This window comes from Aeromonas sp. CD, from assembly GCF_033349375.1.
Taxonomy (GTDB): domain Bacteria; phylum Pseudomonadota; class Gammaproteobacteria; order Enterobacterales; family Aeromonadaceae; genus Aeromonas; species Aeromonas hydrophila.
Map to the genome: position 1 here is coordinate 1,772,348 of NZ_CP137631.1, position 13,803 is coordinate 1,786,150.

Here is a 13,803-nt window from a genome sequence, read left to right on the forward strand (position 1 = left end):
AAACCCTTTCATTCATGTTTTTTTATTTCTCTTTGGTAATTTAATTTCTTGATTTGGCGATAAATATGCCAATAAATGGCGATAACCCCCTGAAATAAGAAAATGTTTTCAGAACTTTCTGGAAGAAAATACGTAATTGCGTTTCAAAAATGCGAGTTGCGTCATGTGAGGCGGTAACGGCTTGGGATAATATTCATCTCGCACACAATGCTCTTACAGCGCGGAACTAATACAAGGAAAGGCTCATGAAAAAGAAATTGCTGTCATCCCTGATCGGTCTGGCTACTCTGGGCGTGGCTTGCTCTGCCACTGCCGCCATTGACGAAGGTCAACTGACCATCTGGATTAACGGTGACAAGGGATACAATGGTCTGGCCGAAGTAGGTAAGAAGTTTGAAGCCGAAACCGGCATCAAGGTGACGGTTGCGCACCCTGATCAGGTGGAAGTGAAATTCCAGCAAGCCGCTGCCACCGGCAACGGTCCGGACATCTTCTTCTGGGCTCACGACCGTTACGGTGAGTGGGTCAAGGCCGGTCTGCTGGTCCCCGTGACCCCGAATGCAGCCACCAAAGCCAAGTTTGAACAGTTCGCCTGGGATGCCATGACCGTCGATGGCAAGACCTACGGCTACCCGGTTGCCGTGGAAGCGGTCAGCCTGATTTACAACAAGGATCTGCTGCCGGAGCCGCCGAAGACCTTCGAAGAGATCGCCAAGATTGACGAGACCCTGAAGAAGAACGGCAAGCGCGCCATCATGTGGGCCTATGACACCCCCTATTTCAGCTACCCGCTGGTGGCTGCCAACGGTGGTTATGCCTTCAAGAAAACCGCTACCGGTTATGACGTGAAAGACACCGGCGTGGCCAACGCGGGTGCCAAGGCCGGTGTCGGCTACATCTCCGAGATGATCAAGTCCGGTCACCTGGAAAAAGGCATCGACTACGGTGTGATGGACGCCAAGTTCAACAAGGGCGAAGTGGCCATGATGATCAACGGTCCCTGGGCCTGGAGCAACCTGGACAAGAGCGGCATCAAGTACGGCGTAGCGCCGCTGCCGACCCTGAAGGGTAAACCGGCCAAGGCCTTCGTCGGCGTGCTGGGTGCCACCATCAACGCCGCCAGCCCGAACAAGGATCTGGCCATCGAGTTCCTGGAAAACTACCTGCTGACCGACGCCGGTCTGGCACCGGTCAACGCCGACAAGCCGCTGGGCGCCGTGGCGCTGAAGTCCTTCCAGAAGACCCTGGAATCCGATCCGCACATCAAGGCAACCATGCAAAACGCCCAGAATGGCGAGCCGATGCCGTCCGTGCCTGAGATGAGCCGTTTCTGGTCCTCCTTCGAAACTGCCCTCAAGAACGTAACCTCCGGCCGTCAGAGCGTTGACGAAGCCCTGGATACCGCTGCCAAGCGTATCGTTCAGTAAGCACGCACTACCCGGGAGGCCGCAACGGCCTCCCACTCTCTCAAATCTCTCTTGGCGTTATAAAGGTTAATTGGCATGGAAGTAGTACCTTCTATTGAATCCTATGCCGGTCCGAAGGATAAGCACACTTGGCTTAAGTGGACCATTGCTGCTCTGGTAGCCATCCTCAACGGTTATGCAGCCGTGATGATGTACGCCAGCGGTGAGTGGGTATTCGCTCTGCTGGATCTGGTGGTGGTCTCCGTCGGTCTGTATGTCTTCATGAACAAGAAGACCTATGCCCACCGCTATATCTTCCCCGGTGTGGCCGGCATGGTTGTTTTTATCATCTTCCCTCTTGCCTACACGATCGGCATCGCCTTCACCAACTATTCGGGATCCAACCTGCTCTCCATCGAGCAGGCGCGGGATTACCATCTGAAAAAAACCTACAAGGTGGCGGGCGGTGAATTCGATTTCACCCTCTTGGGTGGTGAGAACAATCAGTTTCAGCTGCTGCTGAAACAGGACGACCAATCCTTTATCAGTCAACCCGTTACCCTGATGAGCAACAAGGCCCGTGAACTGGCTGTCCGCGAGGGTAGAGTCCATGAACCGGTGCAGGTTGTTCAGCTGCAACCCCTGGCAGGGGAGGCCGTGGACAAGGTGGCACCCATCCGGGCCATCGTCGACCATCGCACCCACCTGAGCGCACTCGATCTGGTGCTGCCGGATGGCGGAACCCACCTGACCCTGAGCAGCCTGCGCAAGTTCGCCGCCCAGAAGCAGCAGTACACCCGTCTGCTGGACGGTGCCGTGCTCAAGTCCGGGGTGGTGATCAAAGACAGCAACCTGCTGCGTGACAACCAGAGCGGCGAGCTGATGCTGCCCAACGGCGACACCGGCTTCTATCAATACATCGACGAGCAGGGCCAGTTTGTCGGCAAGAGCGTGGCGCCGGGCTTCGTGGTGAGCGTGGGCTGGAAGAACTTCGCCCGCATCGTCACCGATCCGGGTATCCAGGCACCGTTCCTGCAGATCTTCATCTGGACCGTGATCTTCTCCGCCTGTTCGGTGGGCTTCACCCTGGCCATCGGCATGGTGCTGGCCTGTCTGGTGCAGTGGGAGTCCCTCAAGGGGCGCGGCTTCTACCGGGTCATGCTGATCCTGCCCTATGCCATCCCGGCGTTCATCTCCATCCTGGTGTTCAAGGGCTTGTTCAACCAGAACTTCGGTGAGATCAACCTGTTCCTGGAAGCGGCGTTCGGCATCAAGCCGGACTGGTATACCAACCCCTTCCTGGCCAAGGTGATGATCCTCATCGTCAATACCTGGCTTGGCTACCCCTACATGATGATCCTCTGCATGGGCCTGCTCAAAGCCATTCCGGAAGATCTCTATGAAGCGTCCGCCATGGACGGTGCCGGTCCGGTGCAGAACTTCTTCAAGATCACAGTGCCGCTCTTGATGAAGCCGCTGACGCCGCTGTTGATTGCCTCGTTCGCGTTCAACTTCAACAACTTCGTGCTCATCCAGTTGTTGACCAACGGCGCGCCGGACATCATAGGCGCCAGCACCCCGGCCGGTACCACCGACCTGCTGGTGAGCTACACCTACCGGATCGCGTTCCAGGGCTCGGGTGGTCAGGACTACGGTCTGGCCAGTGCCATCGCCACCGCCATCTTCCTCATCGTGGGTGCGCTGGCCTTGCTCAACCTGAAATTGTCCAAAGCCGACAAGCAACTGTAAGGAGGCTTCAACATGGCAATCGTACAACCCAAATCAGTCAAATACCGGGTGTGGGCAACCCACCTGGTGATGTGGGGCTTCCTGGCACTGATCATCTTCCCGCTGATCATGGTCATCGCCATCTCGTTTAGAAACGGCAACTTCGCGGTAGGGGAGATCATCCCCTCCAACCCGACCCTGGATCACTGGAAGCTGGCGCTGGGCATGTCCATCACCAACGCCGACGGCAGCATCACGCCGCCGCCGTTCCCGGTGCTGACCTGGTTGTGGAACTCCATCAAGATCGCGGGCATCACCGCCCTGATGATCGTGGTGCTCTCCACCACCTGTGCCTACGCCTTCGCCCGCCTGCGTTTTCGTGGCAAGTCCACCATCCTGCAGGGCATGCTGATTTTCCAGATGTTCCCGGCGGTGCTGGCACTGGTGGCCATCTATGCGCTCTTCAACAAGATTGGTGACTACATCCCCTGGCTGGGTCTCAACACCCACGGTGGCCTGATCCTGGCCTACATGGGTGGCATCGCCCTGCACGTCTGGACCATCAAGGGTTACTTCGAGACCATCGACTCCTCCCTGGAGGAGGCGGCGGCCATCGACGGTGCCACCCCGTGGCAGGCATTCCGCCTGATCCTGTTGCCCCTGTCGGTGCCCATCCTGGCGGTGGTGTTCATCCTGGCCTTCATCGGTTCCATTACCGAGGTGCCCATGGCCTCCATCCTGCTGCAGGATGTGAACAATCTGACCCTGGCGGTCGGGGCTCAGCAGTACCTCTATCCGCAGAACTACCTGTGGGGCGACTTTGCCGCGGCGGCCGTGCTGTCCGGCTTCCCCATCACAGTGGTGTTCCTGCTCGCCCAGCGCTGGTTGGTAGGTGGTCTCACTGCCGGCGGCGTGAAAGGTTAAGGTTCATGGCCGGGGGAGCCGACTCCCCCCGCCATCACGATTTGCAAAGATTCAAGAGCGGAGCTCGACATGGCTGAAGTAGTACTCAACAACGTTCGCAAAAATTACGACCCGGCTGTTCACAAGGACACCCTGCGCAATATCAACCTGGCCATCAAGGAAGGGGAGTTCATCGTCTTCGTCGGTCCGTCCGGTTGCGGCAAGTCCACCCTGCTACGGATGATCGCGGGTCTGGAAGACATCACCAGCGGCGAGCTGACCATCGGTGGTCGTTACATGAATGACGTGCCGCCGGTAGAGCGCAACGTGGGCATGGTGTTCCAGTCCTACGCCCTCTACCCGCACATGAACATCTACGAGAACATGGCCTTTGGTCTGAAGCTCAAGAAGATGGACAAGGAGAACATCCACAAGCGGGTGATGCGCGCCGCCGAGATCCTGGGTCTCGAGCCGCTGCTGGACCGCAAGCCCAAGGCACTCTCCGGCGGTCAGCGCCAGCGGGTCGCCATCGGTCGCTCCATCGTCCAGCAGCCGCAGGTGTTCCTGTTTGACGAGCCGCTGTCGAACCTCGACGCCGCCTTGCGGGTCAAGATGCGCATCGAGATCGCCAAGCTGCACAAGGAGCTCAACTCCACCATCATCTACGTGACCCACGACCAGGTGGAGGCCATGACCCTGGCCGACCGCATCGTGGTGCTGAGCCCGCTCAAGGCGGACGCGACCACCAACCTGGAACAGTTCGGCACCCCGCTCGAGCTCTACCACAACCCGGACAACAAGTTCGTGGCGGGCTTCATCGGCTCCCCCAAGATGAACTTCCTGGCCGGCGAGCTGGTGGAAATTGGCGAGCAGGAGTGCCTGGTCAAGCTGACCACAGGCGACAGCGTGCGGGTGCGGGTCGATGCGCGCCGCGGCGCGGTTGGCGACAAGGTGGAGCTGGGCATTCGCCCCGAGCACCTGGTGCCGCTCGATCACGCCCATGCCGACAGCCGCGTGAGTGGGGTGGTGCAGGTGGCCGAACACCTGGGGGCCGAATCCTTCGTCTACATGGACGTGGCGGGCCACGACTTCACCGTCAAGGCGAGCTCCGACGTGGACGTGGCCACCGGCCAGCAGTACAGTGTCGGCATTCCGGCCGAGGCCTGCTACCTGTTCGATGCCAAGGAGCAAGCCTTCCCGCGCACGGCCAAATACATCCGCACCTGACAAGGGGCGGCTGCCGAGGTTTCCTTTTCTTTATATTCAATGCCTTTTTGCCGGTCGCAAGACCGGCTTTTTATTGCCTGCCGTTTGGTGAGCACGGCAGGCGAGGTAGCAGAGATCAGGCCTCGAGCGCGGCTGTGATGTCCGGCACGAAGTGCTGGCTGGTGAGCGGCGGGCGCTCGTAACCTTCGGTGTTGATGGGGGGCAGGGTGATGGGCTCGTAGTGGATCGCCTCGTAGGGCACCTTGCCTAGCAGGTGTGAGATGCAGTTGAGGCGGGCGCGGCGCTTGTCGTCCGCCTCCACCACGAACCAGGGGCAGTCCTCGGTGTCGGTGTAGGTGAACATGTCGTCCTTGGCGCGTGAGTACTCCACCCAGCGCGAGCGGGACTGCAGATCCATCGGGCTGAACTTCCAGCGCTTGATGGGGGTGTTGATCCGCTCCTTGAAGCGCTTCTCCTGCTCCTCGTCGCTGACCGAGAACCAGTACTTGATGAGGGTTATCCCTGAGCGAGTCAGCATCCGCTCGAACTCGGGGCAGGCGCGCAGGAACTCGCGATACTCGTTGTCGCTGCAAAAGCCCATCACCCGCTCGACCCCGGCCCGGTTGTACCAGGAGCGGTCGAACAGCACCATCTCGCCGGCGGCGGGCAGGTGGGTCACGTAGCGCTGAAAGTACCACTGGGAGCGCTCCCGGTCAGAGGGTGCTGGCAGGGCGGTGACCCGGCAGACCCGGGGGTTGAGGGGCTCGGTGATCGCCTTGATGACGCCCCCCTTGCCGGCGGCGTCGCGCCCCTCGAACAGCACCACCACCTTCAGCCCCTCCTGCTTGACCCACTCCTGCAGTTTGACCAGCTCCTCCTGCAGATGGGCCAGGTGGTGCTCGTAGGTCTTCTTGTCCAGGCGCGGGCGCTTCTTGCTCTTGTCCTTCGGCATGATTGTCTCCTTATTGAGTCCTTTCCAGATTGCACCAGGCGGGCGTCACTGCCAAGGGGGTCGTGTTACACTGCCGCCTCACGAGCCGCCGGCGGGCAATAAAAAACATGACGCCAGTGATGGCGATTTGCACTGCCGTCTCATCACCGGCTGTTGGCAACAGGAGAAAACATGAAGCAAGTTATGGAGATAGCGGGCCGCCAGATGGCCTATCTGGACGAGGGGCAGGGCCCGGTCGTGCTGTTTGGTCACAGCTACTTGTGGGACAGAGCCATGTGGGCGCCGCAAATCGAGGCCCTCAAGGGACAGTATCGCTGCATCGTGCCCGAGCTGTGGGGCCACGGCGATTCCGACGCGCTGCCCGAGGGGGCCTGCACCCTGGCAACCCTGGCGCGCGATCATCTGGCGCTGCTCGATGCGCTCGGCATCGATGAGTTCGTGCTGGTGGGTCTCTCCATCGGCGGCATGTGGGGCGTCGAACTGGCACGCATGGCACCCGCGCGTCTCAAAGGCCTGGTGCTGATGGACAGCTTCGTCGGCCTCGAGCCGCAGATCACCTGCGAGCGCTACCTCGGCATGCTGGCGATGATCGAGCAGCTTGGCACCATCCCGGCCCCCATCGTCGAGCAGGTGGCGCCGCTGTTTTTTGCCGACCAGCCGGATGCCGACCTGATGAGCGGTTTCAAGGCGCGCCTCGCCGCCTGGCCGGCCGACAAGGTGGCCGCCATGGTGGCGGTGGGCCGCAGCTTCGTGACCCGCGAGGATCGCATCGAGTGGCTTGAAGAGATGGCCGTGCCTGCGCTGGTGATGACCGGCAGTCAGGACAAGGCGCGGCCGGTGCTGGAAGGCTATCTGATGGCCGAGGTGCTGGGTTGCCCGTTCAGGGAGATCCCAGCGGCTGGCCATATCGCCTCGCTGGAAAATCCGGCCTTCGTCAATCAGCAGCTGACCAAGTTTCTGGCTGCGCTCTAAGGCGTGCGCCGCAGATGAAAAAGGGAGCCGATGGCTCCCTTTTTGTTGTGCGAGTGTGTGGCCTAATCGTTGCCTGTGGTGCCGGCTACCAGATCTCGTCGATCCCCATGCGGGCAGCATAGTGAGATGACAATGGTACTACTTGGTGGCGGCGGGCAGCTCTTCGCGCTTGGGCCAGGCGTTGAGCACCGCCTTGACCAGGGTGGCGAGGGGAATGGCGAAGAAGACCCCCCAGAATCCCCACAGGCCGCCGAACACCAGCACGGCGATGATGATGGCCACCGGATGGAGGTTGAGCGCCTCGGAGAAGAGGATGGGCTCCAGCACGTTGCCGGTGAGCACCTGAATAACGGTGTAGACCACCATCAGCCAGGTGAACTCCGGGGTCAGTCCCCACTGGAACAGGGCCACCATGGCCACCGGTACCGTCACCGCCGCGGCGCCTATGTAGGGGATCAGCACCGAGAAGCCGACTGCCACCGCCAGCAGCACCGAGTAGCGCAGCCCCAGCATGGCGAAGGCCACATAGCTGATCACCCCGACGATCAGGATCTCGATGACCTTGCCGCGGATGTAGTTGAGGATCTGCTCGTTCATCTCCACCCAGACCCGGTTGACCAGGGTGCGGTTGCGCGGCAGGAAGCGGCGCAGCCCGCCCATCAATATCTGCTTGTCCTTGAGCATGAAGAACACCATCAGCGGCACCAGGATGGCGTAGATGAGGATGGCCACCACGTTGATGAGGGAGCTGAGGGAGGCGCTCACCAGCTGCTCGCCCCCGGTCAGGATGCGCTGGCGGATGTTGTCGATGATGGTCTCCACCAGGGTGACGTTGATGAGCTCGGGGTACTGCTCCGGCAGGGTGCGCACATAGTCCTGGGCATGGGAGAGCATGGCCGGCGACTCCTTGGCCAGGTTCAGCCCCTGGCTCGCCAGGGTCGGGATGAGCCCGAGGAACGCCATGGCGGTGAGGGCGATGAACAACAGCAGGATGAGACTGGTGGCCAGGGTACGGGAAAGCCCGGCCCGCTGCAGCCGGCTCACCGGCCACTCCAGCAGGTAGGCCATCACCAGCGCCACCAGCAGCGGCGCCAAGAGATCACCGAACAGCCAGAGCACGGCGAAACAGGCCACCAGCAGCAGGAACAGGGTGACGGCATCGGGATCGGAGAAACGGGTCTGATACCAGCGCTTGATGACTTCTAACATGGCGACATCCTTAGGTTACTGGGGCTTGCCGTGGTGCTTGGCCCCGACCACCAACTGCAAAGAGAGGGTATTGTCTGGCGCCTCCTGCAACGTGAAGGCATGACCCTGGCGTTGCAGATAGGCGGGAATGTCCTGCCGGGAGCCGGCATCGGCCAGCCGGATGGACAGGGATTGACCGGCGTTGGCCTGACGCAGCCAGAGCTTGAGCCGGATCAGCGGCTCGGGGCAGCGCCAGGGGGTCAGGTCGAGGTATTCCATGGAGGCTCCATCGCGCGTGAGGCGGCTATTATGGCCGTGATGAGAGCGCGAAACAACGCTTGTAGCCCTTGATGGGCAAGGGTATTCTGCCGGTGTCCCGGTAGGGTCTGATTGGAGATAGAGATAACGTGGCACGCTTTTCCCCCCTGATGGCATCGCTCCCCCTGCTGGCTTCCCTGATGGGTGCCACTTTCCATGCCCAGGCCAACAACCAGCTTCCCGACATCGGCACCGCCGGGGTGGCCGCCCTGCCTATCGAGCAGGAGGTGCGCTACGGCAATGCCTTCATGCGCTTTGCCCGGGCCGGCTTGCCGATCATCGATGATCCCGTCTTGAGCCAGTACATCGACGATCTGGGCCAGCGGCTGCTCTCCAACGCCGACGGCGTGCGTTTCCCGTTCACCTTCTTCCTGATCAACGACCCCAGCATCAACGCGGCCGCCTTCCTCGGCGGGCGGGTCAAGGTGCACACCGGCCTGTTTCTCTATGCCGACAGCGAGAGCGAACTCGCCTCGGTACTGGCGCACGAAATCACCCACGTGACCCAGCGCCACATCGCCCGCTACATGGAAGCGCAGGCGAGCAGCTCCGCCATGACCCTGGCCGGGCTGGTGGGCTCCATCGCGCTGGCGGTGATCAACCCCACCGCGGGCATCGCCGCGCTGCAGACCACGCTCGGTCTCTCCATGCAGTCGGCCATCAACTACACCCGCGACAACGAATACGAAGCGGACCGGATCGGCATGAAGACCCTCTACGACGCCGGCTTCGATCCCATGGGCATGGCCAACTTCTTCCAGAAGCTGGCGGCCGAATATCGCTACGCCAGCAAGCCGCCTGAGATGCTGCTGACGCACCCGCTGCCGGAGACCCGGATCAGCGAGGCGCGTGCCCGGGCGGGCAGCTATGGCCGCCGGGATCTGCCGCCGAGCCTCGACTTCTGGCTGGCCAAGGTGCGCATCCAGGTGCGTTTCGGCACCGAGAGCCCGCAGGCCCTGCTCACCTATTTTGACAACCGCCTGCAGAAGGGGGACTACCCGCTCAAGGATGCGGCCACCTACGGCAAGGCGCTGGCGCTGCTGCAGCTCAAGCGCACCGACGAGGCCGACGCCCTGATGCAGGAGTTGGCGACCCGTCATCCCGAAGATCTGTTCGTGGTGGATGCCCTCACCGACATCGACTTGGCCAAGGGGCGCAGCGCCCAGGCCATCGCCCGGCTCGAGAAGTTCCGCACCCGCATGCCGGACAACGAGGTGGTGGTGGTGAACCTCGGCAACGCCTATCTGGAAGGGGGCAACTACAAGAAGTCCATCGCCATTCTGGATCCCTATGCCCGCGAGCACGAAGAGAACAACCTGGCCTGGAGCCTGCTCTCCGATGCCTATCGCAAGGCGGGCAGGATGACCGATCTGCACATGGCTCGAGCCGAGATGCTCTCCCTGCGCGGCGACTATCAGGCGGCCATCGACGAGCTGATCGTGGCGCGCGGTACCACCAACGACAAGTTGACCCTGGCAAGGCTGGAGGCGCGCATCACCGAGCTGGAGCGGGCCAAGAAGGATCTCGACAGCCTCAAGGGCTGACGGGCCAGCGGCTCTCACTCACAACAAGGGCGCACCTCGGTGCGCCCTTGTTGTTTTATGATGACGAAGAGAATGGCGGGAACGCCAGCCGGCTGGCTTTTTCGCAAGGGTTTGGGCGCTCAGTGGCCAACCGGTTTGACGGATGCCCTGAGGGCCTCGACCCGCGATGGGTTGAGCTCGCCCACCAGGGTCTGCCGGAGCTTGCCCTCGCCATCGAGCAGATAGCTGGTGGGCAGCCCGGCGGGGCGGGGGAAGGGGAGGCTCGCCTCCTGCCGGGCGATGAGCAGCGGCACCTTGATACGGTACTGCCCGGCCAGTTTGGCGAGCTCGGCCGGCGTGGCCGGGTCATAGTTGACCATCACCACGGTGATCTGCCCCTCATGAGCCAGTGCCTCCAGCAGCGGTATCTCCCGCAGGCAGGGGGCACACCAGGGGGCGAAGTAGTTGACCAACAGCGGCTTGCCAGCAAAGTTGGCCAGGGCCACCGGCTGGTTCTGGCTGTCGGTGAACTGGGGGGGCGGGCTGCAGGCCGTCAGCAGGCCGGCCACAATCAGCCAACAAATTCGTTTCAATTCCTGCACTCTCGCGCTTACCCTGACCATCAGTTTCCCCTACAATAGCGCCGTTTCTTGTCCCATCTTGCGATTAATCAGGGAGTTATCATGAGCGAGACCCAAATCTACCACAATCCGCGCTGCTCCAAGAGCCGTGAAACCCTGGCCTTGCTGGAACAACACGGGATCGCCCCGGATGTGGTGCTCTATCTGGAGCAGGCCCCGAGCGAGGCAGAGATCCGCACCCTGCTGAGCCAGCTGGGGTTCAGCGATCCGCGTCAGCTGATGCGCACCAAGGAAGATCTCTACAAGGAGCTGGGGCTGGGCGAGGTGAGCGGCGACGCCCTCATTCGCGCCATGCACCAGTATCCCAAGCTCATCGAGCGGCCCATCGTGATCAAGAACGGTCAGGCCCGCATCGGCCGTCCGCCCGAGCAGGTGCTGGAGATCCTCAAGTGAGCACCCGCTTCGCCCGCCTGCTGACCCTGGTCGGCTTCTTTGGCCTGCTGGGCTGGGTCATCCTCTGGCATCTGTGGCTCTCGCCCCACCCGGACCTCAACCCCTGGCTGCTGCCGGTGATCTGGACGGTGCCGCTGCTGTTCCCGTTCAAGGGGATCGTGCAGGGCAACCCCTACACTCACGCCTGGGGCAACTTCGTGCTGATGCCCTACTTCCTGCATGCCCTGACCCTGATCACCACGGATGAGGGGGAGCGTTGGCTGGCGGTGGTGGAGCTGGTGTTCACCGTGCTCGCCTTCATCGGCACCATCTATTACGCCCGCCTGCGCGGCCGCGAGCTGGGCCTGAGCATTCGCAAGAAGAAGGGTGAGCCTTCGGCGCAAGACCACTGAGGCCCGCGTCAGCGCACCTGCTCTGTGCAAACCGGACCTGGAGTCCGGTTTTTTATGGATGCGTTGCTTCGACATGACACGACCGGGGTTGACGTGGCAGCGGGCGGGCTAAAATCTTGCTGGCAACGCAGATGTCCGCTGTATCTCGCTGATCTTGCAGCAACTATGTCGACATGATCACATCTTGGCCGCCGCGAGGTGGGAGGGGGGCGGGCGGCTGACTATCCTCATTAAGCTCCCATACAGCGGCAGCCGTTAGCCTGTCCTTTTCACCAGCCTGAGTGATACACCCTATGAAACGCCAATCCAGCTCCCTGTTCCAGAAAACCCTGTTGGCCTTGACCATGGCCCTGTCGGTCAGCTCGCTGGCCGATGCCTGCACCCGCGCCGTTTATCAGGGCGATGGCGGTCTGGTGGTGACCGGCCGCACCATGGACTGGCGCGCCGCCATGCCGACCAACCTCTGGGCCTTGCCGCGTGGCATCGATCGGAGCGGTGCGGCCGGGCCGCACTCCATGACGTGGAACGCGCGCTATGGCTCCCTGGTCGCAGCGGGGTTTGACGCGGGTACCGCCGATGGCATGAACGAAAAGGGGCTGGTGGCCAACCTGCTCTACCTGACCGAGTCCGAGTATGTGACTCCGAGTGACAAGGATCCGCGCAAGACGCTCTCCATCTCCCTCTGGGCTCAATATGTGCTGGACAATTTTGCCACCGTCAGCGAGGCGGTCGCCGCCCTATCGAAGGACGAGTTCTATGTGGTGACCACCCTGACGCCGGATGGCAAGCCGGGCCAGCTGCACCTCTCCATTTCGGATGCCAGCGGTGACTCGGCCATTTTCCAGTACGTGGATGGCAAGTTGCAGATCCACCACGACCGCAGCTATCAGGTGATGACCAACTCCCCCGTGTTCGACAAGCAGTTGGCACTCAACGAGTACTGGGAGGAGATAGGCGGGCTCACCATGCTGCCGGGCACCAACCGGTCGGCGGATCGTTTCGCCCGGGCCTCTTTTTATATCAAGACCCTGCCCAAGACGGAGCAGGCCAATGAAGCCGTGGCCGGTGTGATGAGCGTGATGCGCAACGTCTCGGTGCCCATGGGGATCAGTACACCGGATCAACCCAACATCTCCACCACCCTTTGGCGCAGCGTGTCGGATCAACAGCATCGCCGCTACTTCTTCGAGCTGACCCATCTGCCCAACACCTTCTGGGTGAGCATGGACCAGCTGGACTTGAGTGTGGGCGCCCCGGTCAAGAAACTCCCGCTGACCGAGCGTCAGCTCTATGCGGGGGAAACGGCGGACAAGTTTGTGTCGGCCAAGGCGTTCACCTTCCTGCCGGCCACGCCAGGGGCCTGATGAAGCGTTGGTAGAAGGCCCCTCGCGGGGCCTTTTTTATGGCCGCAAGCCGGCGTGGCCGCCAGTCTCGCGATAGTGGGCCAGCTGCTGCACGCTGTGGCTCATCAGCTGGGGGTAGAAGCGCAGAAAGCCCGCCTCGCACCCTTGCCATTGCGCCTCCTTGAGGGTGAGCAGCGCATCGCCGAGCGGCAGGGGGCGGCGCAGCCGGCGGCCGATGCCGTTGAGGGCCTGCGCCAGCCCCTCTTTGTGCTGATAGGAGGCGATCCAGTCCTGCTCCGCCATCCGTCTGAGGGGCAGCGGCAGTCCATCCGGCAGGCGGTCCGCATCCACCAGCAGGTGCCGGTAACTCTGCTGCAGGAAACGGGGCAGGGCTTCGTCATGAAACTGCGGCCAGTGCAGGCTGAGCCAATGGTCGTAGAGCATGTCCACCAGGATGCCGCCAAAGCGGCGCCAGGGGGCCTCGAAGCAGGCCACTGCCGCCCTGTGTTCGGGGTGACTGTCGGTGAAGGCATCTATTTTGCGGTGCAGCCAGATCCCCTCGTCGAGTTCGGTGCCGAGCGCGCTCGGCAGGGCGCCCTTGACGAAATCCCCCAGCAGGTTGCCGGTGAGGGAGCTGTGGGTATGGGCTGCCAGATGCAGGTGAGCGAGATAGTTCATGAAGGATGAAATCAGCCAGGGGGATTGTCGCTGAGCCTAGCGGATCCGGCGGCCCTTGCCTACGGGAACGGGCGCTCAGCCGTGAGGAAGTGCTTCCCACCATGACCGCCGGCTGGGTAGAGTACAACATGGCTGGCGCTTTGTGGCGCACATCATCTTC

General features: G+C 61.8%; 14 protein-coding genes. 9 read left to right on the forward strand and 5 right to left on the reverse strand.

Features of this window, described 5'->3' with window-relative positions; translation table 11 throughout:
- Nucleotides 1–245 precede the first annotated feature (245 nt).
- From malE to R2E40_RS08300, 4 genes are all read left to right on the forward strand, one after another.
- Nucleotides 246–1,427 carry a maltose/maltodextrin ABC transporter substrate-binding protein MalE gene (malE, locus tag R2E40_RS08285; RefSeq protein ID WP_011705558.1) on the forward strand — a complete coding sequence of 394 codons (1,182 nt, stop codon included), beginning with the start codon at nt 246–248 and terminating at the stop codon, nt 1,425–1,427.
- A 75-nt stretch (nt 1,428–1,502) separates the two neighbouring features.
- The gene (gene malF / locus R2E40_RS08290; protein ID WP_017409931.1) at nt 1,503–3,155 is read left to right on the forward strand and encodes a maltose ABC transporter permease MalF; all 1,653 of its coding nucleotides are present in this window, start codon (nt 1,503–1,505) and stop codon (nt 3,153–3,155) included.
- A 12-nt stretch (nt 3,156–3,167) separates the two neighbouring features.
- On the forward strand, nt 3,168–4,058 hold the full coding sequence (gene malG / locus R2E40_RS08295; protein ID WP_005299600.1) for a maltose ABC transporter permease MalG: 891 nt from the start codon (nt 3,168–3,170) through the stop codon (nt 4,056–4,058).
- A gap of 69 nt (nt 4,059–4,127) precedes the next feature.
- The gene (locus R2E40_RS08300; protein ID WP_318165205.1) at nt 4,128–5,264 is read left to right on the forward strand and encodes a sn-glycerol-3-phosphate ABC transporter ATP-binding protein UgpC; all 1,137 of its coding nucleotides are present in this window, start codon (nt 4,128–4,130) and stop codon (nt 5,262–5,264) included.
- A gap of 115 nt (nt 5,265–5,379) precedes the next feature.
- Here the strand turns inward: R2E40_RS08300 and ppk2 are convergent, their stop codons facing one another.
- Complete coding sequence (gene ppk2 / locus R2E40_RS08305) at nt 5,380–6,195, reverse strand: polyphosphate kinase 2 (RefSeq protein WP_005299604.1); 816 nt, start codon at nt 6,193–6,195, stop codon at nt 5,380–5,382.
- A 171-nt stretch (nt 6,196–6,366) separates the two neighbouring features.
- On the opposite strand from ppk2, the gene R2E40_RS08310 reads away from it, so the two are divergent.
- A complete protein-coding gene (locus R2E40_RS08310; protein ID WP_318165206.1) occupies nt 6,367–7,167 on the forward strand; it encodes an alpha/beta fold hydrolase in 801 nt (266 codons plus the stop codon).
- 138 nt (nt 7,168–7,305) lie between these two features.
- Here R2E40_RS08310 and R2E40_RS08315 read toward each other — a convergent pair whose 3' ends face one another.
- Nucleotides 7,306–8,376 carry an AI-2E family transporter gene (locus tag R2E40_RS08315; RefSeq protein ID WP_029301299.1) on the reverse strand — a complete coding sequence of 357 codons (1,071 nt, stop codon included), beginning with the start codon at nt 8,374–8,376 and terminating at the stop codon, nt 7,306–7,308.
- Between the two features lie 15 nt (nt 8,377–8,391).
- Nucleotides 8,392–8,634, reverse strand: a complete 243-nt coding sequence (locus R2E40_RS08320) for a sulfurtransferase TusA family protein (protein WP_017409936.1) — start codon at nt 8,632–8,634, stop codon at nt 8,392–8,394.
- A 128-nt stretch (nt 8,635–8,762) separates the two neighbouring features.
- Here R2E40_RS08320 and R2E40_RS08325 point away from each other — a divergent pair, with 128 nt between their 5' ends.
- Nucleotides 8,763–10,217 (forward strand): M48 family metalloprotease, encoded by a 1,455-nt coding sequence (locus tag R2E40_RS08325; RefSeq protein WP_348981351.1) that lies wholly within the window; start codon nt 8,763–8,765, stop codon nt 10,215–10,217.
- A 119-nt stretch (nt 10,218–10,336) separates the two neighbouring features.
- On the opposite strand, the gene R2E40_RS08330 is transcribed toward R2E40_RS08325, so the two are convergent.
- Nucleotides 10,337–10,819, reverse strand: a complete 483-nt coding sequence (locus tag R2E40_RS08330) for a TlpA disulfide reductase family protein (protein WP_318165207.1) — start codon at nt 10,817–10,819, stop codon at nt 10,337–10,339.
- Nucleotides 10,820–10,879: 60 nt separating this feature from the next.
- Between R2E40_RS08330 and arsC the strand changes: the two genes are divergently transcribed.
- From arsC to R2E40_RS08345, 3 genes are all read left to right on the forward strand, one after another.
- Complete coding sequence (arsC, locus tag R2E40_RS08335; protein ID WP_318165208.1) at nt 10,880–11,230, forward strand: arsenate reductase (glutaredoxin); 351 nt, start codon at nt 10,880–10,882, stop codon at nt 11,228–11,230.
- The gene (locus R2E40_RS08340; protein ID WP_318165209.1) at nt 11,227–11,622 is read left to right on the forward strand and encodes a DUF2069 domain-containing protein; all 396 of its coding nucleotides are present in this window, start codon (nt 11,227–11,229) and stop codon (nt 11,620–11,622) included. The genes arsC and R2E40_RS08340 overlap by 4 nt, the downstream gene beginning before the upstream one ends.
- Nucleotides 11,623–11,915: 293 nt before the next feature.
- Nucleotides 11,916–12,986, forward strand: a complete 1,071-nt coding sequence (locus R2E40_RS08345; RefSeq protein WP_318165210.1) for a linear amide C-N hydrolase — start codon at nt 11,916–11,918, stop codon at nt 12,984–12,986.
- A gap of 36 nt (nt 12,987–13,022) precedes the next feature.
- Here R2E40_RS08345 and R2E40_RS08350 read toward each other — a convergent pair whose 3' ends face one another.
- A complete protein-coding gene (locus R2E40_RS08350) occupies nt 13,023–13,643 on the reverse strand; it encodes an ACP phosphodiesterase (RefSeq protein WP_318165211.1) in 621 nt (206 codons plus the stop codon).
- Between the last annotated feature and the right edge of the window lie 160 nt (nt 13,644–13,803).

Coding starts and splice junctions, on each gene's coding strand:
- R2E40_RS08300 (WP_318165205.1), top strand. CDS start 4,128: ATGGCTGAAGTAGTACTCAACAACGTTCGCAAAAATTACGACCCGGCT.
- R2E40_RS08345 (WP_318165210.1), top strand. CDS start 11,916: ATGAAACGCCAATCCAGCTCCCTGTTCCAGAAAACCCTGTTGGCCTTG.
- R2E40_RS08330 (WP_318165207.1), bottom strand. CDS start 10,819: ATGGTCAGGGTAAGCGCGAGAGTGCAGGAATTGAAACGAATTTGTTGG.
- ppk2 (WP_005299604.1), bottom strand. CDS start 6,195: ATGCCGAAGGACAAGAGCAAGAAGCGCCCGCGCCTGGACAAGAAGACC.
- malF (WP_017409931.1), top strand. CDS start 1,503: ATGGAAGTAGTACCTTCTATTGAATCCTATGCCGGTCCGAAGGATAAG.
- R2E40_RS08315 (WP_029301299.1), bottom strand. CDS start 8,376: ATGTTAGAAGTCATCAAGCGCTGGTATCAGACCCGTTTCTCCGATCCC.
- malE (WP_011705558.1), top strand. CDS start 246: ATGAAAAAGAAATTGCTGTCATCCCTGATCGGTCTGGCTACTCTGGGC.
- R2E40_RS08320 (WP_017409936.1), bottom strand. CDS start 8,634: ATGGAATACCTCGACCTGACCCCCTGGCGCTGCCCCGAGCCGCTGATC.
- arsC (WP_318165208.1), top strand. CDS start 10,880: ATGAGCGAGACCCAAATCTACCACAATCCGCGCTGCTCCAAGAGCCGT.
- R2E40_RS08310 (WP_318165206.1), top strand. CDS start 6,367: ATGAAGCAAGTTATGGAGATAGCGGGCCGCCAGATGGCCTATCTGGAC.
- malG (WP_005299600.1), top strand. CDS start 3,168: ATGGCAATCGTACAACCCAAATCAGTCAAATACCGGGTGTGGGCAACC.
- R2E40_RS08350 (WP_318165211.1), bottom strand. CDS start 13,643: ATGAACTATCTCGCTCACCTGCATCTGGCAGCCCATACCCACAGCTCC.